Source organism: Pseudopontixanthobacter vadosimaris, assembly GCF_012979275.1.
Taxonomy (GTDB): Bacteria; Pseudomonadota; Alphaproteobacteria; order Sphingomonadales; family Sphingomonadaceae; genus Pseudopontixanthobacter; species Pseudopontixanthobacter vadosimaris.
Window position 1 is genome coordinate 156,439 of the sequence record NZ_JABASZ010000036.1, and the last position, 25,582, is coordinate 182,020.

Sequence of the window (25,582 nt, forward strand, 5' to 3'; positions counted from 1 at the left end):
GATTTATCCCCAGCCTATCGGCGGCCGCAGGGGATGGTTCTTGCCCCTGCGGCCACCCCCGCTAAGGATGACACGATAAATTCCGGCGTCCGTGGGCGAATCCGGCCCCGGGGCGCACAAGGGGGAAATAATGAAGGCAACAATCGAACGCGCCACGCTGCTGCGGTGCCTGTCACACGTGCAGTCCGTGGTGGAACGCCGCAACACCATCCCCATCCTGTCGAATGTGCTGATAGATGCCGGCGAAGGTGCGCTGAAAGTCATGGCTACCGATCTCGACCTTCAGGTGGTGGAGAACATGGCGGCGGCAGCCGTGGATGCACCGGGTGCGATAACCGTTTCCGCCCATCTGCTGTTCGATATCGCGCGGAAGCTTCCGGAAGGCAGCCAGGTCAGTTTGGATGCGGCGGAAAACCGCATGACAGTGAAAGCGGGGCGCAGCCGGTTCTCGCTGCCGACCCTGCCGCGCGACGATTTCCCGGTGATCGTGGAAGGCGACCTGCCGACCAGCTTTGAACTACCCGCCAAGGTGCTGGCCGAACTGATCGACCGCACCCGCTTCGCCATCTCGACCGAGGAAACGCGGTATTATCTGAACGGTATCTTCCTGCATGTTTCGGATGAAGACCGCCCCGTGCTGAAGGCCGCGGCAACGGACGGGCACAGGCTGGCGCGGTTTACCCTGCCGCGTCCCGATGGCGCGGAAGGAATGCCTGACGTCATCGTGCCTCGCAAGGCCGTCGCCGAATTGCGGAAGCTGCTGGAAGAAGCGCTGGACGGCAATGTCCAGATCGACCTCTCCGCCAGCAAGATCCGCTTCACCATGGGCGGGGAGGGCGGCGTCGTGCTCACGTCCAAGCTGATCGACGGAACCTTCCCCGACTACAGCCGCGTCATTCCGACCGGCAATGACAAGCTGCTGAAGATCGACCCGAAGAGCTTCTATGAAGGCGTCGACCGGGTCGCCACCATCGCGACCGAGAAGACGCGCGCCGTCAAGATGGGTCTCGAAGCCGACAAGGTCGTCCTGTCGGTTACCAGCCCCGATAATGGCACCGCCGCGGAAGAAGTGCCGGCACAATATGGTTCGGAATCCTTCGAGATCGGCTTCAACGCCAATTATCTGAAGGATATCCTGGGCCAGATCGACAGCGATACGGTCGAACTGCATCTGGCCGACGCCGGTGCCCCAACGCTGATCCGGCAAGACGACAAGAGCGCCGCGCTTTATGTCCTGATGCCGATGCGGGTCTGACCGGCGGCGCCTCGGGCGAAAAACGACCGGTCATTACGGACCCCGCGCCGCAATCATGTCGGCGATATCGACGAATTTTTCGCGGGGCGAGCCATCGCGTGCGGCGGCTTTCTCTGCCTGTTCGATGCGCTGCCAGTCGCGAAATGTCACGACGTCCAGCCCGGCTTCCCCGGCGAAGAGGTCGAAGCCGAGGCGGCCCGGTTTCGCCGTTCGCGATGACGATGCAGCATCGAGATCGGCAGCAATCCGGTCGATGATTGCATAGCCATCGGGGCGGTTCGTGCCGATGGTACCGGTGGGCCCGCGGCGCGCCCAGCCGACGCAGTACAGGCCATCCGAAATACGGCCCTCCTCATTGTCGAAGCGGCCCAGCCGGTCGTCGAAAGGCACACCTGCGATCGGCGCCGTGCGATAGCCGATGCAGCTGACGACCAGATCGGCGGGAATGGAATAGAAATCGCCCGTTCCGACAAGTTCGTTCCCGTCGAATGCCGTTCGTTCGACCCTGATCGCGGAGATTCGGCCTTTGCCGACGAGTTCGGCTGGGGAGGCATAGAAATCAAAGACGATTTGGATATCCGCATGCTTCTGATCGGGTTCGGTTTCGGCATATTGGCGGACCAGAGCGACGGATTTCCTTCGTCCCGGCTCAAGTGCAGCGTCCGACGCCTGCACGGGAAGATCGGCGGCATCGACGATCGGCCTTGCCCGCTCCAGCTGGCCCAGTTCGCCCAGTTCCTTCGGCGTCATGGCGATTGCATGGGGACCGCGCCGGCCGAGGACCGTGATGCGTTCGATGCGGGAGGACTTCAGCCGTTCCAGGGCATGACCGACAATGTCGCTGCCTGCGAATTCCGCTTCGCTCTTGGCGAGAATCCGCGCGACATCCAGCGCGACATTGCCCATCCCGATGATGACGGCATGTCGCCCTGAAAGATCGGGATCGAGCGCGGCGTGAGCGGGGTGACCATTGTACCAGCCGACGAATGCCGCGCTACCGAACACATTGTCCAGATCTTCTCCCGGCAGTCCCAGTTTCCGGTCGTCGGGGGCGCCGGTTGCAAGGACGACGGCGTCGTAAAGTTCGCGCAACCGCTCGATGTCCAGATCCGTGCCGATCGCGACATTGCCGACGAAGCGGACATTGTCCATCAGCGCCGTCTTTTCATACCGGCGCGCCACGGCCTTGATCGACTGATGGTCGGGCGCCACCCCGGTGCGGATCAGGCCGTAGGGAACGGGCATCCGGTCGAAAATATCGACCTGCACATCGTCGCCCCACTGCTTCTGCGCGGCTTCGGCCGTGTAATAGCCCGCCGGACCGGAGCCGACGATCGCGATGGTCACTGGCATTCCCTGTCTCCTGTCTGGAGCGCGAGAATGGCTGCAAACAAGGGGCATCTCAAGCGCCTTCTGCTGCCACGGCCGCATGCAGATGATTGCCGCAGGCTTAACTGTTTCTCAAACACCGGGCGCGTAATGGTCCGCGATGGACGAGGTTCTTCATTTCGGATTGCATAGCGGTGGTGCTTACCACGGTATGGGAGCGGGACCCGCCACCCCCTGCCGCAGGAAGCAGGACGCCTGGCTGACTGCAGAGGCACGCGAGGGGAGCCATGCGGCAGACCCTGCTGCAACAAGGCTGAAAGCATGACGATGCATACGCTGTTTTCAAGGTTCGGCCGTTTCGCATCGGAGCATCCGGCCAGCCATGATGAGAAGGTCGCCGCACCGAAGGCGCTCGATCTGCGTGGCAGAATTGCCCTGATGGACGAGTTCGAAAACACCGGTCTGCGCTGGTTCTGGGCGACCGACGAGGAAGGACTCCTCACCTATCTGTCGCACAATGCGGCAGAGCAGCTTGGCACCGATGAAGCGAACATGCTTGGGCAAAAGCTGACATCGCTGTTCACTCTCGACTACGAGGGCAATATCGACGGGGTGCAGCGACCCTTGGGGTTTCTGATGAGTGCGCGGCATACGATTGCCGATCTGCCGGTCAAGGTCGCGATTGACGGACATGAAGTCTGGTGGCGTGTCTCGGGCAAGCCGGTCTCTGACGCTGCCGGAGAGTTCCGCGGCTATCGCGGCAGTGCCAAGGACATCACCGCCTTGCGCGAAAGCCAGATCGATGCGTCCCGCCTGGCCCAGTTCGATGCGCTGACCGGGCTTTCCAACCGCCACCGCATGACCAAGCGGCTCACCTCTACGCTCAACGCCTATCGCATGGCGAAGCGAAGCTGCGCCGTGATGATGCTGGATCTGGACCGCTTCAAACAGGTGAACGACACGCTGGGCCATCCGGCCGGCGACGAACTGCTGAAGCAGGTGGCGCAGCGCCTCGAAACCGTCATCCGCAACAAGGGCGAGATCGGTCGTCCCGGCGGGGACGAGTTCCAGATCATGCTGCCCGACATCGACGATCGCGGCACTCTGGGCGAAATCGGTTCACGCGTGATCCAGATGATCTCGCAGCCCTATTCCATCGATGGCAGCCGGGCGATCATCGGCACATCCATCGGCATCGCCATCGCACCCTACGACGGCCTGGAAACCGAGGAACTGGTCAGTGCGGCCGATCTCGCGCTGTATGCCGCCAAGGGCGGCGGGCGCGGACAGTTCCGTTTCTATTCCAGCGAATTGAAGGACGGGGCCAATCTGCGGCGGCAGATCGAGGAGGGCTTGCGGGATGCGCTGGCAAGCGGCACGATCGATTTGCACTACCAGCCGCTGGTGAGGACCGCCAATCACACCGCCAGCGGTTTCGAAGCGCTGATGCGCTGGAATCATCCCGAACGCGGATGGATAAGCCCGGCGCAATTCATACCCGTTGCCGAAGATACCGGCATCATAGGCAACCTGGGCGAATGGGCGCTGATGCGCGGCTGTCAGGATGCGGCGACATGGCCCGGCGATCTGCGGGTGGCGGTCAACATCTCGGCGGTGCAGTTCGCATCGGACGATCTGCCCCGAATCGTCGAGCGCGCATTGCAGGCCAGCGGCCTGGCACCGAACCGGCTGGAACTGGAGATAACCGAGAGCATCTTCCTGGGCGATCCGCATGCAACCCACGTCATGTTCCGCGACCTGAAGGCAATTGGCGTGCGGCTGGCGCTGGACAATTTCGGGACCGGCTATTCCTCGCTCGGCTATCTGAAGGATGCGCCATTCGACAAGATCAAGATTGACCAGAGCTTCATTCGGGGGGCCACGGAGCAGGGTAACAACAACGCTGCCCTTATCACCGCCATCGTCAGCCTGGCCGAAGCACTCGACATGGAAACCGTGGCGGAAGGCGTCGAATCGCTCGACGAATTGTCGCTGGTGACGGATCTCGGCACCAGCCACGTTCAGGGCTTCGTATTCGCCAGCGCGCTGGCCCAGGCCGAAGTTCTCTCGCGGCTGGAAGAGGGACAGCTTGCCTACCAGCCCGTCGGTCCCGCCAAACACCGGGCGGGCAGGCGAACGCTCTATCGCAAGGTCGGCATCATCCATGAAGATCATCGGTACGAAGGGGTACTCCGTAACCTGTCCCGCACCGGCGCGATGGTCGAAGGCCTTCTCGACGTGCCCACCGGAACGCAGCTGGTTCTCGACATGGGTGAAGGCCAGTTGGCGGTCAGCACGGTACGCAGGTCGAACGAGGCGGTCCAGGGGCTCGAATTCGAAACGCCGCTGGTCGATGACGGGGCGGGCGGTCTATGTACGCGCCACCGCATCTCACCTTACGCGCTTGCGGCCGCGGGAATGCCGCTTGCCGCGCTTCCGAGTGGGCATTACCCGCTTGATCAGGCGGCGAACGGCCCTGCCCCATCGGGACGGCCGAAGTTCCTGCAGGTCGAGCTTTCCTCGCTCAGCAATTCACCGCGCTGAAGAGGCCGGCGCAACGGGTCCGAAAGCGCTGGAGGTGAAGCACTCTAGTTGCTGACAGGTGCGATGCTTGGCGCTAAGGGCAGGGCGACCGTGCCCGCAACAGCCGTGCGCCCCTTCCTGCCCCTGATCGACCGGTGGACATGACCGACCTTAGCCTAATCCGCAATTTCAGTATCATAGCCCATATCGACCATGGAAAATCCACCCTGGCCGATCGCCTGATCCAGTTCACCGGCGGGTTGACCGACCGGGAGATGAGCGAGCAGGTGCTCGACAACATGGATATCGAACGCGAGCGCGGCATTACCATCAAGGCGCAGACCGTTCGCCTGAATTACACGGCGAGGGATGGCGAGACCTATCAGCTCAATCTGATGGACACTCCCGGCCATGTCGATTTCGCCTATGAGGTCAGCCGCAGCCTGGCCGCCTGTGAAGGCGCGATACTGGTGGTGGACGCCGCGCAGGGGGTCGAGGCGCAGACCCTCGCCAATGTCTATCAATCGATCGAACATGACCACGAAATCGTGCCGATCATCAACAAGATCGACCTTCCCGCTGCGGAACCGGAGAAGGTCAAGGCCGAGATCGAGGACATTATCGGCATCGACGCTTCGGAGGCGGTGCTCACCAGCGCCAAATCCGGCATCGGGATCGAGGATGTGCTCGAGGCGGTCGTCACTCGCATTCCGCCCCCGGAAGGCGACCGCGCCGCGCCCCTGAAGGCGATGCTGGTCGACAGCTGGTACGATCCCTATCTCGGCGTCGTCATTCTGGTGCGCGTCATAGCCGGCACGCTGACCAAGGGCCAGCACGTCAAGTTCATGCAGGGCGGCACCGAACATCTGGTCGACCGGGTGGGCTGCATGAACCCCAAGATCGAGCAATTGTCGCAGTTGCAGGCGGGCGAGATCGGCTTCATCACGGCGCAGATCAAGGAAGTGGAACAGGCGCGCGTCGGCGACACCATCACGACCGTGAAGAACGGGGCGGACAAGGCGCTGCCCGGCTACAAGGAAGTGCAGCCGGTCGTCTTCTGCGGGCTGTTCCCGGTCGATGCCGCCGATTTCGAGAAATTGCGCGAAAGCATCGGCAAGCTGCGCCTGAACGATGCCAGCTTCAGCTTCGAGATGGAAAGCAGCGCGGCGCTGGGCTTCGGTTTCCGTGCCGGCTTTCTTGGGCTTTTGCACCTTGAGATCATCCAGGAACGCCTGACCCGCGAATATGATCTCGACCTGATTACCACTGCGCCTTCGGTGGTCTATCGCATCCAGCTCGGCAAATCGAAAACCGACGATGCGCGCGAGATCGAACTGCACAATCCGTCCGATTACCCCGACCCGAACCGGATCGAGATGATCGAGGAGCCCTGGATCAAGGCGACGATCTACACGCCCGACGAATATCTGGGTGCGATCCTGAAGCTGTGCCAGGATCGGCGCGGCATCCAGATCGACCTGACCTACGTCGGCGGCAGGGCGCAGGTTACTTATGAATTGCCGCTCAACGAAGTCGTGTTCGATTTCTACGACCGGTTGAAAAGCATCAGCCGCGGCTATGCCAGCTTCGATTACGAGCAGATCGGCCTGCGCGAAGGCGACCTCGTGAAGATGAGCATCCTCGTCAATAACGAGCCTGTCGACGCCCTGAGCATGATCGTCCACCGCGACGTCGCCGAAGCGCGCGGGCGGGGCATGTGTGAACGGCTGAAGGACCTGATCCCGCGCCATCTTTTCAAGATACCGATTCAGGCAGCCATCGGCGGCAAGGTCATCGCCCGCGAAACGATCAGCGCCATGCGCAAGGACGTGACGGCCAAATGCTATGGCGGCGACATCAGCCGGAAGAAGAAGCTGCTTGAGAAGCAGAAGAAGGGCAAGGCCAAGATGCGCGAATATGGCAATGTCAGCATCCCGCAGGAAGCCTTCATCGCCGCGCTGCGCATGGGCGAGGAATAGTAAACCCGTCTTGTCCGCACACGAATGAAAGGGGCGGTGCCGGGCATGACACCGCCCCTTTTCTTGGGGACTGGATCAGGGCCGCGTCTGGCCCTGGCCATGCACCAGATATTTGAAGCTGGTGAGCTGTTCGAGGCCGACCGGACCGCGCGCATGCATCTTGCCGGTCGCGATGCCGATTTCCGCGCCCATTCCGAATTCGCCGCCGTCGGAAAACTGGGTCGAGGCATTGTGCATCACCACGGCACTGTCGATGGCGGTCAGAAAGCGCCGGGCTGCCTCGTCATTTTCAGTCAGGATGGCGTCGGTATGGCCGGATGAATGGCGGTCCACGAAAGCGATGCCTTCGTCCAACCCGCCGACAATCCTGATCGAGGCGATGGGATCGAGATATTCGGTGTCCCAATCTGCATCGTCGGCAGGCTTCAGGCGAGAGTCGATACCCACGGCCTCTGCATCGCCGCGCAATTCGCATTCCGGCATCGCATCGGCCAGGCGCGGGACGACATCCTTCGCCACCGCCCGGTCGATGACGATGCTTTCGGTCGCTCCGCAAACGCCCGTGCGGCGCAGTTTCGCATTGCGGATGACGGTGATCGCCTTGTCGAGATCGGCATCTTCATGGACATAGCTGTGCACATTGCCATCGAGATGCAGCAGGGTCGGCACCTTCGCCTGGTCGCGCACGAGTTCGACGAGGCCGCGGCCGCCGCGCGGGATGACCAGATCGACATAATCCACCGCCCGCAACAATTCCGCAACCGCTTCGCGCGAGGTGGTGCGGATGGTCTGCACCGCATCCTCCGGCAATCCTGCGGCCTTCAACCCGGCCTGCATGCAGGCGACGATTTCGCGCGTTGAATGGCGGCTTTCCGAACCGCCTCGCAAGATGATCGCATTGCCCGATTTCAGGCAGAGTGCGCTGGCATCGGCACCGACATTGGGACGCGATTCATAGATCATGCCGATCACGCCGATGGGAACGGCGACTCGCTTGATGTTCAGCCCGTTCGGCCTGTCGAACTCCGCCAGCACCTGGCCGACGGGATCGGGCAGGTCTGCAATCTGGTCCAACGCGTCGGCCATGCCGTTCACGCGCGTCTCGTCCAGTTTCAGCCGGTCGATGTAACTGTCGGGCTTCTTGCCCGCCACGCCGGCGACATCCTGTGCATTGGCTTCCAGCAAGGCAGGCATAGCCTTGCGCAGGGCCTTGGCCGCTTCGCGCAAGGCCTCGTTCTTCGCTTCGGTCGAAGCTGCCAGCAACTGCTTGGAAGCGGCGCGAGCCTTCTTCCCCAGTTCGGCAACATGGGCGGCCGGGTCGATCTGATCGGTCATGTCATTCATGGTCTGTCCTTCATCCTTATAGTGGCCGGCTTCGATTGGTCAGCGCAGCTTTTCAGCGCAGTTCCACGGCCCGGTCGTAAGCAGCCCGTAGCGTGTCGTTGAAAAGACGCGACAATTCGCCGTCACCCAGTCCATTTAGGGCCTGAAGCCCGGCGTAGGTCGTACCGTTCTTGCTGGTGACGGAATCACGCAGTTCCTCCAGCGGCTGTTCGCTTTGCCGGGCCATGGCCACGGTTCCGGCCATGGTGCCGAGAACCATTGCGCGGGCCTGATCCTCATCGAAACCGAGGTTCATCGCCGCAGCGACATAGGCGCGGGCAATCTCGAAAACGTAACCTGGCCCCGATCCGGCGACTGCCGTCACGCGGTCCAGCATATCCTCGCTGTCAACGGTGATCGCGGTGCCTGCGCGTTGCATCATCGCATCGGCATGGGCGATCTGGTCAGGAGTCGCGTCCTCACTGGCGCAAAGCCCCGCCACGCACTGCCCGATGGCGGCGGGCAGATTGGGCATGACCCGGATCACCGGACGATCCCCGGCGGCTTTCTTCAGGCGCTCGATAGAGGCACCGGCGGCAATCGACATCACGTAACCGTCTTCGGCGATGCTGCCGGCATACAGGGGCAGCACCTCGTCGATCTGCTGCGGCTTGATGGCCACGATAATCGTGTCGAACGTCTCGCCATCCAATTGTTCGCGGTCTGCAACAAGGCGGATGCCTTCGGGCGCGCTGTCGAGGAACGGATCGACGATGGTGAAGCTGTCGCCGCCGCGCGCCCAGTGGCCGAGCAAGGCTCCGCCCATCTTTCCGCAGCCGATCAGCAGGATCTTTCGAGATTCTTCAGTGATGGTCCAACCCCTGTTGTTGTTTTTCAGACGGTAACCTCCTTGCAGCAGAGGTCAGATGTGCATGTGCGCGTCAGAAGCTGCGATGCCAGCAGTTCCGACCTTACATCCGAACGCATGAGGCACCGCGAAGGGTCCGTGACGCGCCCTATCGGCAAGTGCAGCTTCGGCAGATGCTGCCCTGGCGGTTGTGCGCTGCACCATGTAAACCTAGATAACCCTTTTCCGATTGCAACCGCCCGCGCCAGATTACGCGCCAGAAAGGATACCGCGTGCCGAACAAGAAGAAGCGTCTCGTCGTCAAGATCGGCTCAAGCCTGCTTGCCAATTCCGAGCTGCTGACACCCCGGTTCGGATTCCTGCAACGCCTGCTGTCCGATATCGCCACCCTGCGCAGCGAAGGATATGAAGTCATCATCTGCAGTTCGGGATCGGTCGCGCTGGGCCTCAACATCGTCGGCGCGACTCCGCAGGACGCCGGCCTTGCCGACAAGCAGGCTGCCGCTGCTTGCGGAATGCCCCTGCTGCTCAATGCGTACAAACAGATCGCGCATGAATATGGATTCGATATCGCGCAGATCCTGCTGACGCTGGGCGATTTCGAGGATCACCGCCGGTTCCTGAACACCAAGAATACCATACACCGCCTGCTGCGGTCCGGGATCGTGCCGATCGTGAACGAGAACGACACCATCACGACGGAAGAGATCCGGGTCGGCGACAATGACCGCCTGGCAGCCAAGATCGCGCAGATGGTGGAGGCGGACGATTTCGTCATCCTGACCGAAGTGGACGGTCTTTACGACCGCCACCCCGACCAGCCCGGCGCCACACTGATCGAGGAAGTGTCCGATGTGAGCAAATATCTCGAGGCGACGAAGGGCAAGAGCACGCTGGGCACCGGCGGAATGCTGACGAAATTGCTGGCGGCCAACATGGCGCAGAATGCCGGCTGCACGACCTTTATCGCCAATGGGGAGGTGGAAAACCCGCTGGTGTCCGTCATTCGCGGCACTCGCAAATGTACGAAGTGCCTTGCCTTCGAAAATCCGGGTTCGGTCTGGACGACATGGCTTGCGGATCGTCTGCAGATGGCCGGCAGCATCGTCATATCCAATGATTCGGTAAAATCCCTGAGCGAGGGATCGGGCGTTCGCCGTCAGGATGTCGTCTCGCTGGACGGTGATTACACCCGCGGCGACGTGCTGCACATCTATGACCGCAACGGAACGGAACTCGCACGCGGCCTGACCGAATATACTTCGGAAGAAGCCCGCACCCTCATCAACAATCTGGATGTCGAGGCCGAACAATTGCTCGGCTACAAGACGCATGCGGAACTGGTGCGACCTGAAAATCTCGTCCTGCTGGAAGAGAAGCATCTCACCTGGCAGGCGCCGGATGGATTCATGAAGAACGAAGGCGGGCTTCCCTGAACCCGCTTCTCTCCGGTCCCAAGGCCCGGCGCAACTTCACTTTGCGTTCAGCACGGGCAGGGCTATAGGCGGCGCATGCAGATCACATCGCGTTCTTCCGCCCGCCCTTCGTTCAGCCGCACTGCCGCATTCCGCACGGCAGCGGGTCGCGCGGTCCTGAGCATGGCAGCGGCTTCCCTGCTGCTGGGCGGATGCAGTTCGGGATCGGCGGAACGCGACACTGCCTATGTCGCGCGCGATGTCGAAACTCTGTATGGCGAGGCGAAGCGCCGCCTCGATACCGGCAACGCCCCGCTCGCCGCTGCCCTGTTCGACGAGGTGGAGCGTCAGCACCCCTATTCGCCCTGGGCCCGCCGCGCGCAGTTGATGAGTGCCTTCGCTTATTATTCCAACCGGGATTACAACAAGGCGATCCAGAGCGCGCAGCGCTTCCTGTCGATCCATCCCGGCAACAAGGATGCGCCTTACGCCTATTATCTGATCGCCTTGTCCTATTACGAACAGATCAGCGACGTTACCCGCGACCAGCGGGTGACGGAGCAAGCGCGGACGGCATTGCGCGAAGTCGATCGCCGCTTTCCGACGACCGAATATGCCGCCGATGCGCGGCTGAAGCTCGATCTCGTCGAAGACCATCTTGCGGGCAAGGAGATGGAGATCGGCCGCTATTACGAAAGGGCCGGGCGCTGGACTGCGGCGCAGATCCGTTTCCAGAACGTTGTCGAGAATTTCCAGACCACCAGCCATGCGCCCGAAGCGCTCTATCGCCTCACCGAAACCAGCCTCGCGCTTGGTATTCCGGCCGAGGCGAAGAAATATGCCGCCGTGCTGGGCACCAATTATCCGGGCAACAAATGGTACGAGAAGGCCTATGAACTGGTGCAGGACGAGGCGCCGACCCTGATCGGCGGCTGAATGCGGTTCGATGCTGCCGCGCACCCGGTCTGATTGCATGACGACAGACGGTGACGCGCGCTGTAAGCTGCGCTAGACAGCGGCGGCGATGCTCACCCGGCTTTCCATCCGCAACATTGTCCTGATCGAGGCGCTCGACCTCGCCTTCACGCGCGGGCTGGGCGTGCTGACCGGGGAAACCGGTGCGGGCAAGTCCATCCTGCTGGATGCGCTCGGTCTCGTACTCGGCAATCGCGCCGAAACCGGCCTTGTCAGGGCCGGTGCGGAAAAGGCAAGCGTCACCGCCGCGTTCGAATTCGCCATCCTGCCGCCGGCGATTTCCTCCGTTCTCGACGAGGCGGATATCGACGTCGAACCGGGCGAGCCGATCATCCTGCGGCGCCAGATGAAGGCCGATGGCGGCAGCAAGGCCTTCGTGAACGATCAGCCGGTGGGCGTGGCCCTGCTGCGAGACATGGCGGGCGCCCTGGTCGAACTGCACGGGCAGCATGACGATCGCGGCCTCGTCAATCCACGGGGCCACCGGATCCTGCTGGACCGCTTCGCAGGTTCCGATGTCGCGCGGGTGGAGGGCGCCTATCGCGAATGGCGCGGCGCTCAGGCCGCGCTCGATGCGGCGCGGGCGGATATGGATCAGGCCCGTGCCGACCAGGATCTGCTGCTCGCCCATCTCGAGGAACTGACCAGGCTCGAACCGGTGGAGGGGGAGGAAGAGACGCTCGCCCTGCGCCGTGCCGACATGCAGAAGGGCGAAAAGCTGTCCGGCGATCTGGAGGACTTACGCCATTTATGGGACGGTTCCGATTCGGCGCTGGCGACCATGCGCGGTGCTGCGCGGCGGCTCGACCGGATTGCAGCGGAGCATGCCCTGCTGGCAGATGCGCTGGCGGCGCTGGACAGGGCCGTGATCGAAGCAGGCGAGGCGGAGGAAAAGCTGGCGGCGGCGGCAGAGGCGCTGGAGTTTGAACCGGCGGAACTCGACCGGATCGAGACACGGCTGTTCGAATTACGTGCTCTGGCCCGTAAACACGACTGTCAGGTCGACGATCTGCCGGCGCGGATGCGTGCGATGCGCGGCAAGCTGGACGCGATCGAGAGCGGAGAAGCGGGGCTCGGCGCCCTCGAACAAGCGGCGCAGGCCGCGCATGAGGATTACCGCAGCAAGGCCGCCAGGCTCCACGACAGGCGCGTTGCAGCAGCCAAACGGCTGGACAGGGCGGTCGCTGCCGAACTGGCGCCGCTGAAGCTCGACGCTGCCCGTTTCCGGACCGAAATTACCGAATTGCCGCCAGAACGCTGGGGCCCTGACGGCATGGACAGTGTGGAATTCCTGATCGCAACCAATCCGGGGGCGGATTTTGCGCCGCTAGGCAAGATCGCCAGTGGCGGCGAATTGTCGCGTTTCATCCTCGCGCTGAAAGTCGCCCTGGCGGAGCAGGGCGGGGCCGCTACCGTGATTTTCGACGAAATCGACCGCGGAGTCGGCGGTGCCGTGGCAAGCGCCATCGGCGAACGGCTGGCGCGGCTCGCCTCGGGCGGGCAATTGCTTGCCGTCACGCATAGCCCGCAAGTAGCTGCGCGCGGCGCACAGCATTACGTCATCGCCAAATCATCCACCGGAACGGTCACGCGAACATCGGTGGCGGCGCTCGACGATGCGGGCCGCAAGGAAGAGATCGCCCGGATGCTGTCGGGGGCGGAAATCACCACGGAAGCCCGCGCGCAGGCGGATCGGCTGCTGGAGCGGGCATGAAGCGCGTCGCAGATCTGGACGAAGCGGAAGCCGCCAATGAACTGATGCGGCTGGCGCGGCAGATCGCGCGGCACGACCGGCTCTATCATGCCGAGGACGCGCCCGAGATCAGCGATCAGGAATATGATGCGCTGACCCGCCGCAATCACGCGCTGGAGCAAGCCTTTCCGCATCTGGTCCGTGCCGATTCGCCGTCGGCTGCGGTGGGACATGATATCGCCGCCTCGCCGCTGTCGAAAGTGCCGCATGCAGTGCGGATGATGAGCCTCGACAATGCATTTACCGATGAAGAGGTGCTCGACTTCGTGGCGAGGGTGCGGCGCTTCCTGGCGCTGGACGATGGCGAGCCTCTCTCCTTTACGGCGGAGGACAAGATCGACGGCCTTTCCTGCTCGCTGCGCTATGAGCACGGGCGGTTGGCCATGGCGGCCACGCGCGGCGATGGCCAGGTGGGAGAGAATGTCACCGCCAATGTCGCGTCGATTGCCGATATCCCGCAGCAGATTGCAGGCGATGTGCCCGAAATTTTCGAAGTGCGCGGCGAGATCTACATGGAAACTGCCGCTTTCGCCGCGATGAATGCCGCGCAGGAAGCGGCGGGAGAAAAGATTTTCGCCAATCCGCGCAATGCCGCTGCAGGATCGCTGCGGCAGAAGGATGCAGCCGTCACGGCAAGACGCCCCTTGCGGTTCTGGGCGCATGGCTGGGGCGCGGCGAGCGAGTTGCCCGCCGAAACGCAATTCGCGATGATGCAGAAGATCGCAGGCTGGGGATTTCCCGTCTCGCCCGATCTCGTGCCATGTTCCGGCCCTCAGGAGATGTTGCGCGCCTTCGCCGATATGGCCGAGCGCCGGGCTGCGCTCGCATATGAGATCGACGGAGTCGTCTTCAAGGTCGATCGGCTGGACTGGCAGGCGCGGCTCGGTTTCGTGGCGAAAGCGCCGCGCTGGGCGCTGGCGCGCAAATTTCCGGCCGAACGCGCGGAAACGACGCTGGAGGCCATCGACATTCAGGTCGGGCGGACGGGCAAGCTGACGCCGGTGGGGCGGCTTGCCCCGGTGCTGGTGGGCGGCGTCACCGTCACGAATGTCACGCTGCACAATCGCGACGAGATCGAGCGTCTGGGCGTTCGGCCCGGCGACAGGGTGCAGGTCCAGCGTGCCGGAGATGTCATTCCGCAGCTCGTCGCCAATCTCAGCCCTGATGTCAGGCGGCCCGCCTTCGCTTTCCCCGATCATTGCCCGGAATGCGGCAGCGAGGCCGTGGCGGAGGAAGGCGAGGTCGATATCCGCTGCACCGGCGGGCTGGTCTGTCCCGCCCAGCGGACCGAGAGGCTGAAGCATTTCGTCAGCCGCGGTGCGCTCGATATCGACGGGCTGGGGGAAAAGACGATAGACCAGTTCTTCGCGCTGGGATGGCTGGGCAGCCCGGCCGACATATTCCGCCTGAAGGACAGGCGCGCCGACATTCTCGCGCTGGATGGATGGCAGGAAAAGTCTGTGGAAAAACTGTTGGCTTCTGTGGAAGCACGCCGCCGTCCCGATGCGGCGCGGCTGCTGTTCGGCCTTGGCATCCGGCACATCGGCATCGTCACCGCGCGCGATTTGCTGCGGCATTTCCATACCTTGCCGGCCCTGCGCGATACGGCGCAGAAAGCGCGTGCCGGGAGCGAGGATGCGATCGCTGCCCTGACTTCCATCGACGGCGTCGGCCCTGCCGTGGTGGAAGCGCTTGGCGACTTCTTCCACGAAGACCATAATGTCGCAGTGTGGAACGATCTGCTGACGGAACTCGACCCGCCGATATTCGAGGTCGCCACGCTCGAAAGCCCTGTTTCGGGCAAAACGGTCGTGTTCACGGGCAAGCTGGAGACGATCAGCCGCGACGAGGCGAAAGCCCAGGCCGAAAAGCTGGGCGCAAAGGCGGCGGGCACGGTCAGCGCGAAAACCGACCTCGTGGTTGCCGGACCGGGAGCGGGATCGAAGCTGAAAAAGGCGCAGGACCTCGGCATCGCCACCATGGATGAAGCCGGGTGGGTGGCGATGGTGGCCGAGGCCAGCGGCAAAAGCGCCTGATCGCCTAGCGCGGCACCCATTTCATGATACCGCCTGCAAAGGGCGTCCACAAACCGACTCGTATGCCTGCGGCTGCCAGAGTGTCGCTGGTCCACTGGTTGCAGCTGTTGCCGATATGATAGGTACCGGGCGCGTCGTAAAACACGTCGTAATCGGCATATCCGGGGTGAACCACGCGCATTGCATCGGGCCGTATCTGCCGCTCCACATGCCTGACCAGCAGCCGGTATTCCGCTTCGCTGATCCGGATGATCCGATTATCCGGTCCGGGTGCAGGCCGGACGTAATGCGCTACATGAAGCAGGCCCTCGCCACCCGACAGCGCATTCAGGGCGGTGGTCAGGCGCAGATCCTGCCATTCCGGCGTGTTCAGGAAAATGTCTCGCTCCCCCCAGCTTACCGACACATGCGTATATGGTGCGCCGGGTCGCTGAAGGTCGGAGGCGGGGAAGTCCTGCCGCCAGTCCTTCTGCTGCGTAATCAATGGCATGACGATGGCCGTGTGCACGCCGTTGGTTTCCACCATGATGTCGACCCCATCCGCCGGCTCCTGCCAGTCCGGATTGCGCGGAATGGTCGATCCCATCCATGCCGCCAGCAGGAACAGCATCGTCACACCCAGCGCGGTCAGGGCGCTCCACCGCAAGGCCGTCCCTATGGCCTTCAGGGCAGATTGCGTTTTCGGAGCCACAGGATCGACCAGTCACCGTTGATGATACGCGCGGCGAGGCGAAACCCGGCTCGGCGATAGGCCCGGCGCACGGCCAGTTCCTGCGTCTGCAACAGGCCGGCAAGCAGCAGATGCCCGGACGGAGCCATGGCGTCTGCGATTTCGGGCGCGAGTTCGACCAGCGGCCCGGCAAGGATGTTCGCAATGACGAGATCGTAAGGCGCACGCACGCGCAGCGCCGGATGGTCGAGCCCGGACGCGGTCAACACCATCATCGTGCCGGCCCTCGTGCCCAGCGGCACCCCGTTCAGCGCCGCATTGTCACGCACTACATGCTCGCAGATCGGGTCGATATCGCTCGCTGTCGAAAATGCGCGCGGCCACAGCGCCATGGCTGCGAAGCCGAGCAGCCCGGTGCCCGTGCCGATATCGATGGCGTTCCGCACGATGACGCCGTTGCGCTTCATGCCGTCGAGCATTGCGAGGCACCCCGCCGTCGTCTCGTGCTGCCCGGTGCCGAACGCCTGGCTTGCCGGGATGACGAACTCGACAGTGCCGTGCTGACCACTGCCGGGATAGTCGGGCGTGCGCACGACGAAGCGGCCCGCCTGTATCGGCGGCGCGGCCTGCTGGCTGACCGTAACCCAGTCCTGTTCGGCTATCCTCTCGCTCGTCACCTGCGGCTTCGGATCGCCGAACAGGGCGGCGACGGCAGTCAGATCGGCGCGGCGGGGCTTGCGCGGCAGATAGGCCTCCAGCACCCATTCCAGCGGCGTATCTTCGGCCCGCTCATGGCCTGAAAGCACGATCTCGGCGTCCCAGTCGTCCAGCTCCTCGTGCCGCAACAAGGCGGCCTGAACCGCTCTCTTCCCGGCGCGTGCCACGATCTTCCAGCTCATGATCGGTCAGCGGACATGGCTGGCGCCGTTCACGTCCAGGGTCGCGCCGGTCATGCTGGCGGGTGCGTCCAGCGCGCAGAAGGTGATGATGCCGGCGATCTCCTCCGGTTCGGCCACGCGGCCAAGGGGAATGTCTGCCAGCAGCGCCGGGCCGCCCCTGCTTTCCAGATAATCGCCGGCCATCGCGGTGTCGGTGAAACCGGGCGCCACGGCGAAGCTGGTGATATTCTGGCCGGCATAGGCGCGGGCGATGGTCTTGTGCAGGGCGAGCATGCCGCCCTTGGATGCCGCATAATGCCAGTGGGCCGGCGAATCGCCGCGATGTCCGGCCCGGCTGGCGACATGGACGATGCGGCCGGAAATGCCGCGGTCCTGCCAGTGGCGGATGGCGAGTCGGCAAAGCCGGGCGCTGGCCGTCAGGTTGATCCGCAGCGTTTCCTCCCAGGCATTCAGCCAGTCGGCATCTGTCGCCTCGATCGGGTTGGGGCGGAACAGCCCGGCATTGTTGACCAATATGTCCAGGCGCCCTCCGGCGCGCTGCAAGGCCGCGGCCCATAGCTCGTCAGGCGCATCCATTTCGGTGAAATCTGCCGCTAGGGTTTGCTGGTCTGCCGGCTTCGTCCCGTGGCCGATGACCCGGGCGCCGCGCGTCTCCAGTGCCTTACGGCTTGCGGCACCGATACCGCGGCTCGATCCGGTGAGTAGAATGGTTTTCATGCCGCGCACCATCGGGATTTTGCCGCACTATGTCGAGCATTCTTGCGGCGTGCCGCTTGTAAGCTGCGGCTTGCCTCATATTTCCATTGCGCTAAGAGGCCCACAGACGACGATCTCGCAAAGCATTTGACAGGCAGGATAACAACGATGGCAGGACGGCCGCTCTCCCCGCATCTCTCGATCTGGAAATGGGGCCCGCACATGCTGGTGTCCATCCTCCACCGCGTGACCGGCGATGGCATGGCGACGGTCGGCTTCGGAATCCTGCTGTGGTGGCTCGGGTCGCTGGCGTCCGGCCCGCTCGCCTATGCCGATTTTCTCGCCGTGATGGGATCGCCTGTCGGCATCATCGTGCTGGTTCTCATTTCCTGGGCGTTCTTCAATCATGCGGCTTCGGGAATCCGTCATTTCGTTCTCGATCTTGGCGCGGGGTACGAACTTGAAACGAACCGCAGGTGGTCCGTGGCCACACCGATCATCGGCGTTGCCCTGACAATCCTGTTCTGGGTGGCGATCCTGCTGACCTGATCCGCTGCCGCCTCATGATATACCTGAGTTTAAGGAAAAGATGATGGACAGGAATTCCCCGCTCCAGAATGCCGGTGCCAAGGGCACGGCGATCGGCAATGTCCGCGGCCTTGGTGCTGCGCATGAAGGCGCGGGCCACTGGTTGCAGCAACGCTTCACCGCAATCGGCAATCTGATGGCGGTCTCGTTCCTGCTGATCTCCTTCATCCTGCTGCCTGATTATTCCTATCTGACCGTGCACGCATGGCTGTCCGATCTGCTGCCGGCATTCGCTCTCGCCCTGCTGATCGTTTCGACGTTCTGGCACGCGCGCCTCGGGCTTTCCGTGCTGATCGAGGATTATGTCGATGATGCCGGCAACAAATTCGCAGCCAAGGCGCTGCTCAATATCGCTATCATCGCGGGTGCCGGTTTCGGCCTGTTCAGCATCGCCCGCATCGCGCTTGCAGGAACTCTCTGATGGCCAATCCTTCCCCCCAGACACCCGGAACCACTCCCAAGGATTTCAAGAACGGCGGCACGAACCAGCCTGACTACGCCATCGTCGACCATACCTATGACGTGGTCGTGGTCGGCGCGGGCGGTTCAGGCCTGCGCGCCACGATGGGCAGCGCCGAAGCCGGGTTGAAGACCGCCAATATCTCCAAGGTCTTCCCGACCCGGTCGCATACCGTCGCGGCACAGGGCGGTATCGCCGCCAGCCTTGGCAACAACACGCCCGACCACTGGTCCTGGCACATGTACGACACCGTCAAGGGCTCCGACTGGCTGGGCGATCAGGATGCCATCGAATATCTGGTGCGCGAGGCCCCGCAAGCCGTTTACGAGCTGGAACATGCCGGCGTTCCGTTTTCCCGCAATGAAAACGGCACGATTTATCAGCGCCCCTTCGGCGGCCATATGCAGAACATGGGCGAAGGGCCGCCGGTGCAGCGCACCTGCGCCGCCGCCGACCGTACGGGCCATGCCATGCTGCATGCCCTGTATCAGCAGAGCCTGAAATACGACGCGGATTTCTTCATCGAATATTTCGCCATCGACCTCATCATGGAAGACGGGCGCTGCCGCGGCGTGATCGCCTTGTGCATGGACGATGGTTCGATCCACCGCTTCCGTGCACATTCGGTCGTGCTGGCGACGGGCGGCTACGGCCGCTGCTATTACACGGCAACCAGCGCGCATACCTGCACCGGCGATGGGGGCGGCATGGTCCTGCGCGCCGGTCTGCCGCTGCAGGACATGGAATTCGTCCAGTTCCACCCGACCGGTATCTACGGCGCGGGTGTCCTCATCACGGAAGGTGCGCGGGGCGAGGGCGGTTACCTGACCAATTCCGAAGGCGAGCGGTTCATGGAACGCTATGCTCCCTCGGCAAAAGATCTCGCCAGCCGCGATGTCGTGTCGCGCTCCATGGCGCTGGAAATGCGCGAAGGGCGCGGCGTCGGGGCTGAAAACGACCATATCTACCTGCATCTCGATCACATCGATCCCAAGGTGCTGGCCGACAGGCTGCCGGGCATTACCGAAAGCGGGAAGATTTTCGCAGGTGTCGATCTGACGCGCCAGCCGCTGCCGGTGACGCCGACCGTGCATTACAACATGGGCGGCATACCGACCAATTATCACGGCGAGGTTGTCACCATCGGGAAAGACGGCAATCCTGAAACCGTGGTGCCCGGCCTCTTCGCGGTGGGCGAGGCGGCCTGCGTCTCCGTTCACGGGGCCAACCGGCTCGGCTCCAATTCGCTGATCGATCTCGTGGTGTTCGGCCGCGCGACCGGCCATCGCCTGAAGGAACAGATCAAGCCGCATTCGTCGCATGATTCGCTGCGGTCGGACAGCGCCGATCTGGCGCTGGAGCGGCTGGACCACTTCCGTTTCAACAAGGGCGGGACGCCGACGGCGGCGATCCGCGCCGAAATGCAGAAGACGATGCAGCGTCACGCCGCCGTGTTCCGCGACAGCAAGCTGATGGCGGAAGGCGTGTCGCTGCTGCGCGACACGAACAAGAGACTGGAAGACGTCAGCGTCACCGACAAATCGCTGATCTGGAATTCCGACCTGATCGAGACACTGGAGCTCGACAATCTGATGTCGCAGGCGGTCGTGACGATGGCATCGGCGGAAAACCGCAAGGAAAGCCGCGGCGCGCACGCGCATGAGGATTATCCGGAACGCGACGATGCGAACTGGATGAAGCACACGGTCGCCTGGTTCGAAGGCTGGGGCGGCAAGGGCGGCGATGTCAGAATCGACTATCGGCCCGTGCATGAATACACGCTCACAGACGACATCGACTATATCGAGCCGAAGAAGCGGGTCTACTGACCTGAACATATTTGCAGGATTGAGGGCGGGAACGGCAGATATCGTTCCCGCCCTTCTTCATTCAGCCACGCTGTCTTACTGGCGAAGATCGGCGAAGGTGTCGCATTGATCCTCATCACCCGTTCGCAGGCCGATCTGCAGCCAGCGCATCCGCTGCTCGCTCGAACCATGAGTGAAGCTTTCCGGATTGACCCTGCGACCTGCGCTGCGCTGTAGCGTATCGTCGCCGATCGCGCTGGCGGCGGTCAGCCCTTCTTCCAGATCGCCCGGTTCGATCAAATTGCGATTCCGTCCGGCCCATACGCCGGCGTAGCAATCGGCCTGCAATTCCATGCGAACCTGCAACTGGTTGGCGGCTTGCGGTTGCTGCGACTGCGCGCTGCGGATCTGGTCGGCCATGCCGGTCAGTTTCTGGACGTGGTGGCCATATTCATGCGCCATGACGTAATACCGGGCAAAATCGCCTTGCGCGCCCAATTCGCGGCTCAACTGATCATAAAATGCGGTATCTATATAGATGCCCTGGTCGGCGGGGCAGTAGAACGGCCCCATGGCGCTCGATGCCATGCCGCACCCGGTATTCTCCGTTCCGCCGCCCAGGAATGTGAGCGTCGGCTGGGAAAAGGAGATGCCGGCCTGCTGGAACAGCGGTTGCCACGTCTCGTTCAGCGAACCCAGCGCATTGCAGCTTTCGACCGAATAGCTGTTGTCGTCGCAGATCTCGGCGGTGCTCTCGTTGCTGACCTGCCGGGCAGGCGCAGAGGTCTGTGTCCCTTCGACCATGCCGATGGTTTGCATGGGATCGACGCCGAACACGACCGCGCCGATCAGCGCGATCACCAGCGTCCCGCAGCCGATCTTGCCGCCGCCGCCACCGGGGAAGCCGCCTCTGCCACCACCGCCGCGCCTGACGTTCACGCTGCCGGGATTGAACGGATTGAGCCTCATGATTTCCCCCTGTCTGCCCTGCTTCTATCCTGCGGGCAGTGTCGTTTGCATTTTCCTGATCCGCGGAACATAGCAAAGAGCTGCGGCGTTCCCTAGCCGATCAGTTACGAACCTTCTGGAGTGCCATATGTTCCTATCCGGGCGCACCGCCCTCGTCACCGGTTCCACCTCGGGCATCGGACTCGCGATCGCACGCGCGCTGCATAGCGAGGGCGCGCATATCGTTCTGAACGGGTTTGGGGACGAGGCCGCAATAGCCGATCTGCGCAAGGAGATGGACGCACGGCACATCGATGCCGATCTGCTCACCTGCGAGGGTGCGGAAAGCCTGATGGCCGAGGCAGGCGATGTAGACATTCTGGTCAACAATGCCGGCATGCAGAATGTCGCTCCGATAGAGGATTTCGCCCCGGCGAAATGGGACGCGATCATTGCGCTTAATCTGACGGCGGCATTTCATACCGTTCGCCTCGCCGTTCCGCATATGAAGCGCAGCGGCTGGGGCCGGATCATCAACACGGCCAGCGCGCATTCCCTTGCGGCATCGCCGTTCAAGAGCGCCTATGTCGCCGCCAAGCACGGGCTGGCGGGACTGACGAAGACCGTGGCGCTGGAATTGGCGCAGACCGGGGTGACGGCAAATTGCATCAGTCCCGGCTACGTCTGGACCCCGCTGGTCGAAGGGCAGATTCCCGATACGATGAAGAGCCGCGGCCTGAGCCGGGAGGAAGTCATCAACGACGTGCTGCTCGCCAGGCAGCCAACCAAGCGGTTCGTGCAGCCAGAGGAAGTGGGCGCGCTGGCAGCGTTTCTGTGCCGGGACGAGGCGGGAAATATCACCGGATCAAATTACAGCATCGACGGCGGCTGGACCGCTGCATAAGCCTCGCGCCCGGACCTCGGCCTGCCGACCCGCTGTTCGCCTGCTGATGCGCGCAGCGTCGGGCAGTGCGCTCGCCTGCATGCTTGCGGCATGCGCTGCAACATCAGCGCCGCCAGGGCAATCGTCGTTCAGGGCACAGGCCGCTGCTCCGGATAGCGAGATCGAAGCCGCGCTCGCCCGGCATATCGGCATTCTGGCCAGCGATGCTTTCGAAGGACGCCGGCCCGGTACGCCGGGCGAGGCCAGAACCTTGAGCTATCTCGCGCGCCAGTGGCAGGCCATCGGGCTTCAATCCGGCACGAACGATCCCGCCAATCCTTGGTTCGCACCCGTCCGCCTCAATCTGGCAAGACCCCAGTCCAGCACGGCCGTCTTCCGCCGTGATGGGCGGTATGTCTCAGTGGGTGAGGACGAGGTCCGCATCTTTACCAGCGGCACTCGTGGGCTGACCAGCGATGCGCCGGTCCTGTTCGTGGGAGAGGAAGGGGAAATTTCGGCGAAGGCGCTGGCCGGGCGCGTGGCCGTGATGCTGGCGGATGCTTCCGGAAGCCTGGAAAGGCGGCAGTCGCTGTTCAATGCGGGCGCTGCGGCCGTGTTGTCGGTCGTGGCTGACGCGGCGGCGCTGGCGCGGGTTGCCGAGCTGCGGAACGAGGGCGAATACCGGCTGGACGGCATAGGCGAGGATCGGCTGGACGGATTTATCACGGCGGCAGCCATGGCGCGGATCGTGGGCGCCGAGAAATGGAGGCGCTGGCAATCGGCAGCAGCAGGCTCACCGGATTTCAGGCCGCAGCAGACCGGCGCAACGGTAACGCTGGAGGCGGTTTCGGCACCTGCCGATGTGCTGACCCATAATCTGGTGGCTCGCCTGCCGGGCAGGAACCCGGCAAAAGGCGCGGTTCTGGTGCTCGCCCATTGGGATCATTTCGGCATCTGCGCGCCGCAATCGCCGAACGACCGAATTTGCAACGGTGCCATCGACAATGCCAGCGGTCTTGCCGTGATGACCGAACTCGCGCGCAGGCTGGCGGCTGGGCCAGTGCTGGACCGGGACATCTATTTTCTCGCGACCACGGCCGAGGAATGGGGCCTGCTCGGCGCCAAGGCCTTCCTGCGCGATCCGCCGGTCCCGCTCGACAGCATCGTCGCGGCCTTCAATCTCGACACGGTGGCAGGTGCCCCCCGCGATGCACGCGTCGCGGTGATTGGCAGGGGCCTCACGCCGCTCGACGATGCGATAGCAGGTCTGATCGCCGGCGCAGGTCGCCAGAGGGGCGACGACGAATTTGCCAGCCGCTACCTCCGCAGGCAGGATGGCTGGGCCCTGCTGCAGGGCGGCGTTCCGACGCTTATGGTGACGAGTGCCTTTGCCGATCCTGCCACCCTTCGCGACTACACGGCCGAGGATTATCATCGACCGACCGATGAAGCGGAGAATCTGGAACTGGGCGGCGCGGTGCAGGATCTGCTGCTGCACGAAGCCATGGTGCGCCATTTCGGCGATTCCGATCACTGGCCTGCGGTTCCGGCAGGGTAGCGCCGCGCCGCCCCGCGCCGCTTCATCATGAATCGTGATGCCCCGCGGCAATGCCCTCCGGTGATATGCCCCTAGCGGTAATCGGGCCGCATCGTTAAGGGACGGGCACGAATCCTCCCCCAAAGATGCGAAGATGGAAAGCGGCACCATGGACATCCCGATCGGCCTTACCTTCGATGACGTTCTGCTGCGGCCCGCCGAAAGCGACATCCTGCCCAGCATGGCGGATACGAGTACGTTCCTGACGCGCGAGATTGCCCTCAACATTCCCATCGCCTCGGCAGCGATGGACACCGTGACGGAGGCCGACATGGCCATCGTGATGGCGCAGATGGGCGGCATCGGCGTGCTGCACCGCAATCTTGAGATCGAGGAACAATGCGCCGCAGTGCGCGCGGTGAAGCGGTTCGAGAGCGGCATGGTCGTGAACCCCATCACCATCGGCCCGGACGCCACCCTGGGAGAGGCGCAGGCCATCATGGCACAGCACCGGATCAGCGGCATCCCGGTCGTGGACAGGGGCGGACGCCTCGCGGGTATCCTGACCAATCGCGATGTCCGTTTCGCCGACAATCCCGGCCAGCCGGTCCGCGAATTGATGACGAGCGAGAACCTTGCCACGGTCCCGCTCGGCACCGGGCAGGAGGAAGCGCGCCGGCTGCTGCACCAGCGCCGGATCGAGAAACTGATCGTGGTGGATCAGGACTATCGCTGCATCGGCCTCATCACGGTCAAGGATATCGAAAAGGCGGTAACCTATCCGCATGCGACCAAGGACGTGACGGGCCGGTTGCGGGTGGCTGCGGCAACCACCGTCGGCGACAAGGGGCTGGAGCGCACGCGGGCGTTGATCGAGGCGGAAGTGGACGTGGTCATCATCGATACCGCGCATGGCCATAATCGCGATGTCGCCCGCGCGGTGGAAGCGGCCAAGAAGCTGTCAAATTCCGTGCAGATCGTGGCCGGCAATGTAGCGACCGCCGAGGCGACGCGGGCGTTGATCGATGCGGGGGCTGATGCGGTGAAGGTCGGCATTGGGCCGGGTTCCATCTGCACCACGCGCGTGGTCGCCGGGGTGGGGGTGCCGCAGCTGACCGCCATCATGGACAGCGCGAACGAAGCTGCAAGGTCCGGCGTGCCCGTCATTGCCGATGGCGGCCTGCGAACCAGTGGCGATGCCGCCAAGGCACTCGCCGCCGGTGCATCCTGCGTGATGATCGGGTCGATCCTCGCCGGAACCGAGGAAGCGCCCGGCGAAACCTTTCTGTATCAGGGCCGCAGCTACAAGAGCTATCGCGGCATGGGCAGCGTGGGCGCGATGGCGCGGGGAAGCGCGGACCGCTATTTCCAGCAGGACGTGTCGCAGCTGAAGCTCGTGCCCGAAGGGATCGAGGGGCAGGTGCCCTACAAGGGCGCGGCGAAAGATGTCGTGCATCAGCTGGTCGGCGGCGTGAAGGCGGCAATGGGCTATACCGGTTCCGCAACGCTGAAAGACCTTCGTGAACGGGCGCAATTCGTGCGGATTACCGGCGCAGGGCTGTCCGAAAGCCATGTGCATGACGTGGCGATCACGCGTGAGGCACCGAATTATCCGACGCGCTGACCGCCTGGCAGGG

General features: G+C 63.3%; 20 protein-coding genes. 13 read left to right on the forward strand and 7 right to left on the reverse strand.

Annotation, left to right across the window (positions count from 1 at the left end):
• Nucleotides 1–130 precede the first annotated feature (130 nt).
• Nucleotides 131–1,255 (forward strand): DNA polymerase III subunit beta, encoded by a 1,125-nt coding sequence (dnaN, locus tag HG250_RS08715; protein WP_170004705.1) that lies wholly within the window; start codon nucleotides 131–133, stop codon nucleotides 1,253–1,255.
• Between the two features lie 33 nt (nucleotides 1,256–1,288).
• Here the strand turns inward: dnaN and HG250_RS08720 are convergent, their stop codons facing one another.
• Nucleotides 1,289–2,608: an FAD-dependent oxidoreductase gene (locus HG250_RS08720; protein WP_170004707.1), complete on the reverse strand. Its 1,320-nt coding sequence runs from the start codon at nucleotides 2,606–2,608 to the stop codon at nucleotides 1,289–1,291.
• A gap of 297 nt (nucleotides 2,609–2,905) precedes the next feature.
• Between HG250_RS08720 and HG250_RS08725 the strand changes: the two genes are divergently transcribed.
• Both HG250_RS08725 and lepA read left to right on the forward strand, forming a co-directional pair.
• Nucleotides 2,906–5,128: a putative bifunctional diguanylate cyclase/phosphodiesterase gene (locus tag HG250_RS08725; protein ID WP_240957019.1), complete on the forward strand. Its 2,223-nt coding sequence runs from the start codon at nucleotides 2,906–2,908 to the stop codon at nucleotides 5,126–5,128.
• Nucleotides 5,129–5,268: 140 nt separating this feature from the next.
• Nucleotides 5,269–7,086 (forward strand): translation elongation factor 4, encoded by a 1,818-nt coding sequence (lepA, locus tag HG250_RS08730; protein ID WP_170004709.1) that lies wholly within the window; start codon nucleotides 5,269–5,271, stop codon nucleotides 7,084–7,086.
• A 75-nt stretch (nucleotides 7,087–7,161) separates the two neighbouring features.
• Here lepA and HG250_RS08735 read toward each other — a convergent pair whose 3' ends face one another.
• Together HG250_RS08735 and HG250_RS08740 are read right to left on the reverse strand one after the other, a co-directional pair.
• Nucleotides 7,162–8,430 carry a glutamate-5-semialdehyde dehydrogenase gene (locus HG250_RS08735; RefSeq protein WP_170004711.1) on the reverse strand — a complete coding sequence of 423 codons (1,269 nt, stop codon included), beginning with the start codon at nucleotides 8,428–8,430 and terminating at the stop codon, nucleotides 7,162–7,164.
• A 52-nt stretch (nucleotides 8,431–8,482) separates the two neighbouring features.
• Entirely contained in the window at nucleotides 8,483–9,328 is an 846-nt protein-coding gene (locus tag HG250_RS08740) for a pyrroline-5-carboxylate reductase family protein (protein ID WP_338103894.1), read from the reverse strand.
• Between the two features lie 221 nt (nucleotides 9,329–9,549).
• On the opposite strand from HG250_RS08740, the gene proB reads away from it, so the two are divergent.
• The 4 genes from proB to ligA all read left to right on the forward strand — a co-directional run bounded on the left by proB (nucleotide 9,550) and on the right by ligA (nucleotide 15,456).
• Nucleotides 9,550–10,713 carry a glutamate 5-kinase gene (gene proB / locus HG250_RS08745; protein ID WP_338103890.1) on the forward strand — a complete coding sequence of 388 codons (1,164 nt, stop codon included), beginning with the start codon at nucleotides 9,550–9,552 and terminating at the stop codon, nucleotides 10,711–10,713.
• A 162-nt stretch (nucleotides 10,714–10,875) separates the two neighbouring features.
• Nucleotides 10,876–11,628 (forward strand): outer membrane protein assembly factor BamD, encoded by a 753-nt coding sequence (locus tag HG250_RS08750; protein ID WP_170004715.1) that lies wholly within the window; start codon nucleotides 10,876–10,878, stop codon nucleotides 11,626–11,628.
• A gap of 88 nt (nucleotides 11,629–11,716) precedes the next feature.
• Complete coding sequence (recN, locus tag HG250_RS08755) at nucleotides 11,717–13,381, forward strand: DNA repair protein RecN (protein WP_170004717.1); 1,665 nt, start codon at nucleotides 11,717–11,719, stop codon at nucleotides 13,379–13,381.
• Nucleotides 13,378–15,456, forward strand: a complete 2,079-nt coding sequence (ligA, locus tag HG250_RS08760; RefSeq protein ID WP_170004719.1) for an NAD-dependent DNA ligase LigA — start codon at nucleotides 13,378–13,380, stop codon at nucleotides 15,454–15,456. Before recN ends, ligA begins: the two co-directional genes overlap by 4 nt.
• Nucleotides 15,457–15,460: 4 nt before the next feature.
• Here the strand turns inward: ligA and HG250_RS08765 are convergent, their stop codons facing one another.
• Genes HG250_RS08765 through HG250_RS08775 form a run of 3 tightly spaced genes read right to left on the reverse strand, consistent with a single transcriptional unit; the run spans nucleotide 15,461 to nucleotide 17,742 of the window.
• A complete protein-coding gene (locus HG250_RS08765; protein ID WP_338103891.1) occupies nucleotides 15,461–16,147 on the reverse strand; it encodes a DUF2459 domain-containing protein in 687 nt (228 codons plus the stop codon).
• Nucleotides 16,120–17,025 carry a 50S ribosomal protein L11 methyltransferase gene (locus tag HG250_RS08770; protein ID WP_170004721.1) on the reverse strand — a complete coding sequence of 302 codons (906 nt, stop codon included), beginning with the start codon at nucleotides 17,023–17,025 and terminating at the stop codon, nucleotides 16,120–16,122. Before HG250_RS08770 ends, HG250_RS08765 begins: the two co-directional genes overlap by 28 nt.
• Nucleotides 17,026–17,031: 6 nt before the next feature.
• Nucleotides 17,032–17,742 carry an SDR family NAD(P)-dependent oxidoreductase gene (locus tag HG250_RS08775; RefSeq protein ID WP_170004723.1) on the reverse strand — a complete coding sequence of 237 codons (711 nt, stop codon included), beginning with the start codon at nucleotides 17,740–17,742 and terminating at the stop codon, nucleotides 17,032–17,034.
• Nucleotides 17,743–17,889: 147 nt separating this feature from the next.
• On the opposite strand from HG250_RS08775, the gene sdhC reads away from it, so the two are divergent.
• The 3 genes from sdhC to sdhA are packed head-to-tail and all read left to right on the forward strand — an operon-like array spanning nucleotide 17,890 to nucleotide 20,598.
• Entirely contained in the window at nucleotides 17,890–18,270 is a 381-nt protein-coding gene (gene sdhC / locus HG250_RS08780) for a succinate dehydrogenase, cytochrome b556 subunit (RefSeq protein ID WP_170004725.1), read from the forward strand.
• 40 nt (nucleotides 18,271–18,310) lie between these two features.
• Nucleotides 18,311–18,730, forward strand: coding sequence for a succinate dehydrogenase, hydrophobic membrane anchor protein (sdhD, locus tag HG250_RS08785; RefSeq protein WP_240957020.1), 420 nt, complete (start codon nucleotides 18,311–18,313; stop codon nucleotides 18,728–18,730).
• Nucleotides 18,730–20,598, forward strand: coding sequence for a succinate dehydrogenase flavoprotein subunit (gene sdhA, locus HG250_RS08790; protein ID WP_170004727.1), 1,869 nt, complete (start codon nucleotides 18,730–18,732; stop codon nucleotides 20,596–20,598). Before sdhD ends, sdhA begins: the two co-directional genes overlap by 1 nt.
• Before the next feature lie 75 nt (nucleotides 20,599–20,673).
• Here sdhA and ypfJ read toward each other — a convergent pair whose 3' ends face one another.
• Nucleotides 20,674–21,546: a KPN_02809 family neutral zinc metallopeptidase gene (ypfJ, locus tag HG250_RS08795; RefSeq protein WP_170004729.1), complete on the reverse strand. Its 873-nt coding sequence runs from the start codon at nucleotides 21,544–21,546 to the stop codon at nucleotides 20,674–20,676.
• 127 nt (nucleotides 21,547–21,673) lie between these two features.
• Between ypfJ and HG250_RS08800 the strand changes: the two genes are divergently transcribed.
• The 3 genes from HG250_RS08800 (at nucleotide 21,674) to guaB (ending at nucleotide 25,569) form a co-directional block, all read left to right on the forward strand.
• Nucleotides 21,674–22,429, forward strand: a complete 756-nt coding sequence (locus HG250_RS08800) for a 3-hydroxybutyrate dehydrogenase (RefSeq protein WP_170004731.1) — start codon at nucleotides 21,674–21,676, stop codon at nucleotides 22,427–22,429.
• A 79-nt stretch (nucleotides 22,430–22,508) separates the two neighbouring features.
• Nucleotides 22,509–23,966: a M28 family peptidase gene (locus HG250_RS08805; protein WP_170004733.1), complete on the forward strand. Its 1,458-nt coding sequence runs from the start codon at nucleotides 22,509–22,511 to the stop codon at nucleotides 23,964–23,966.
• 148 nt (nucleotides 23,967–24,114) lie between these two features.
• Nucleotides 24,115–25,569, forward strand: coding sequence for an IMP dehydrogenase (guaB, locus tag HG250_RS08810; protein WP_170004829.1), 1,455 nt, complete (start codon nucleotides 24,115–24,117; stop codon nucleotides 25,567–25,569).
• Nucleotides 25,570–25,582: the final 13 nt, after the last annotated feature.

Excerpts from the sequence above, each read along its gene's own strand:
- HG250_RS08800 (WP_170004731.1), top strand. The coding sequence starts at position 21,674 with ATGTTCCTATCCGGGCGCACCGCCCTCGTCACCGGTTCCACCTCGGGC.
- guaB (WP_170004829.1), top strand. The coding sequence starts at position 24,115 with ATGGACATCCCGATCGGCCTTACCTTCGATGACGTTCTGCTGCGGCCC.
- HG250_RS08750 (WP_170004715.1), top strand. The coding sequence starts at position 10,876 with ATGGCAGCGGCTTCCCTGCTGCTGGGCGGATGCAGTTCGGGATCGGCG.
- HG250_RS08725 (WP_240957019.1), top strand. The coding sequence starts at position 2,906 with ATGACGATGCATACGCTGTTTTCAAGGTTCGGCCGTTTCGCATCGGAG.
- sdhA (WP_170004727.1), top strand. The coding sequence starts at position 18,730 with ATGGCCAATCCTTCCCCCCAGACACCCGGAACCACTCCCAAGGATTTC.
- HG250_RS08775 (WP_170004723.1), bottom strand. The coding sequence starts at position 17,742 with ATGAAAACCATTCTACTCACCGGATCGAGCCGCGGTATCGGTGCCGCA.
- ypfJ (WP_170004729.1), bottom strand. The coding sequence starts at position 21,546 with ATGAGGCTCAATCCGTTCAATCCCGGCAGCGTGAACGTCAGGCGCGGC.
- recN (WP_170004717.1), top strand. The coding sequence starts at position 11,717 with ATGCTCACCCGGCTTTCCATCCGCAACATTGTCCTGATCGAGGCGCTC.
- sdhD (WP_240957020.1), top strand. The coding sequence starts at position 18,311 with ATGATGGACAGGAATTCCCCGCTCCAGAATGCCGGTGCCAAGGGCACG.
- HG250_RS08735 (WP_170004711.1), bottom strand. The coding sequence starts at position 8,430 with ATGAATGACATGACCGATCAGATCGACCCGGCCGCCCATGTTGCCGAA.
- HG250_RS08720 (WP_170004707.1), bottom strand. The coding sequence starts at position 2,608 with ATGCCAGTGACCATCGCGATCGTCGGCTCCGGTCCGGCGGGCTATTAC.
- HG250_RS08805 (WP_170004733.1), top strand. The coding sequence starts at position 22,509 with ATGCTTGCGGCATGCGCTGCAACATCAGCGCCGCCAGGGCAATCGTCG.
- lepA (WP_170004709.1), top strand. The coding sequence starts at position 5,269 with ATGACCGACCTTAGCCTAATCCGCAATTTCAGTATCATAGCCCATATC.
- sdhC (WP_170004725.1), top strand. The coding sequence starts at position 17,890 with ATGGCAGGACGGCCGCTCTCCCCGCATCTCTCGATCTGGAAATGGGGC.
- ligA (WP_170004719.1), top strand. The coding sequence starts at position 13,378 with ATGAAGCGCGTCGCAGATCTGGACGAAGCGGAAGCCGCCAATGAACTG.
- HG250_RS08770 (WP_170004721.1), bottom strand. The coding sequence starts at position 17,025 with ATGAGCTGGAAGATCGTGGCACGCGCCGGGAAGAGAGCGGTTCAGGCC.
- dnaN (WP_170004705.1), top strand. The coding sequence starts at position 131 with ATGAAGGCAACAATCGAACGCGCCACGCTGCTGCGGTGCCTGTCACAC.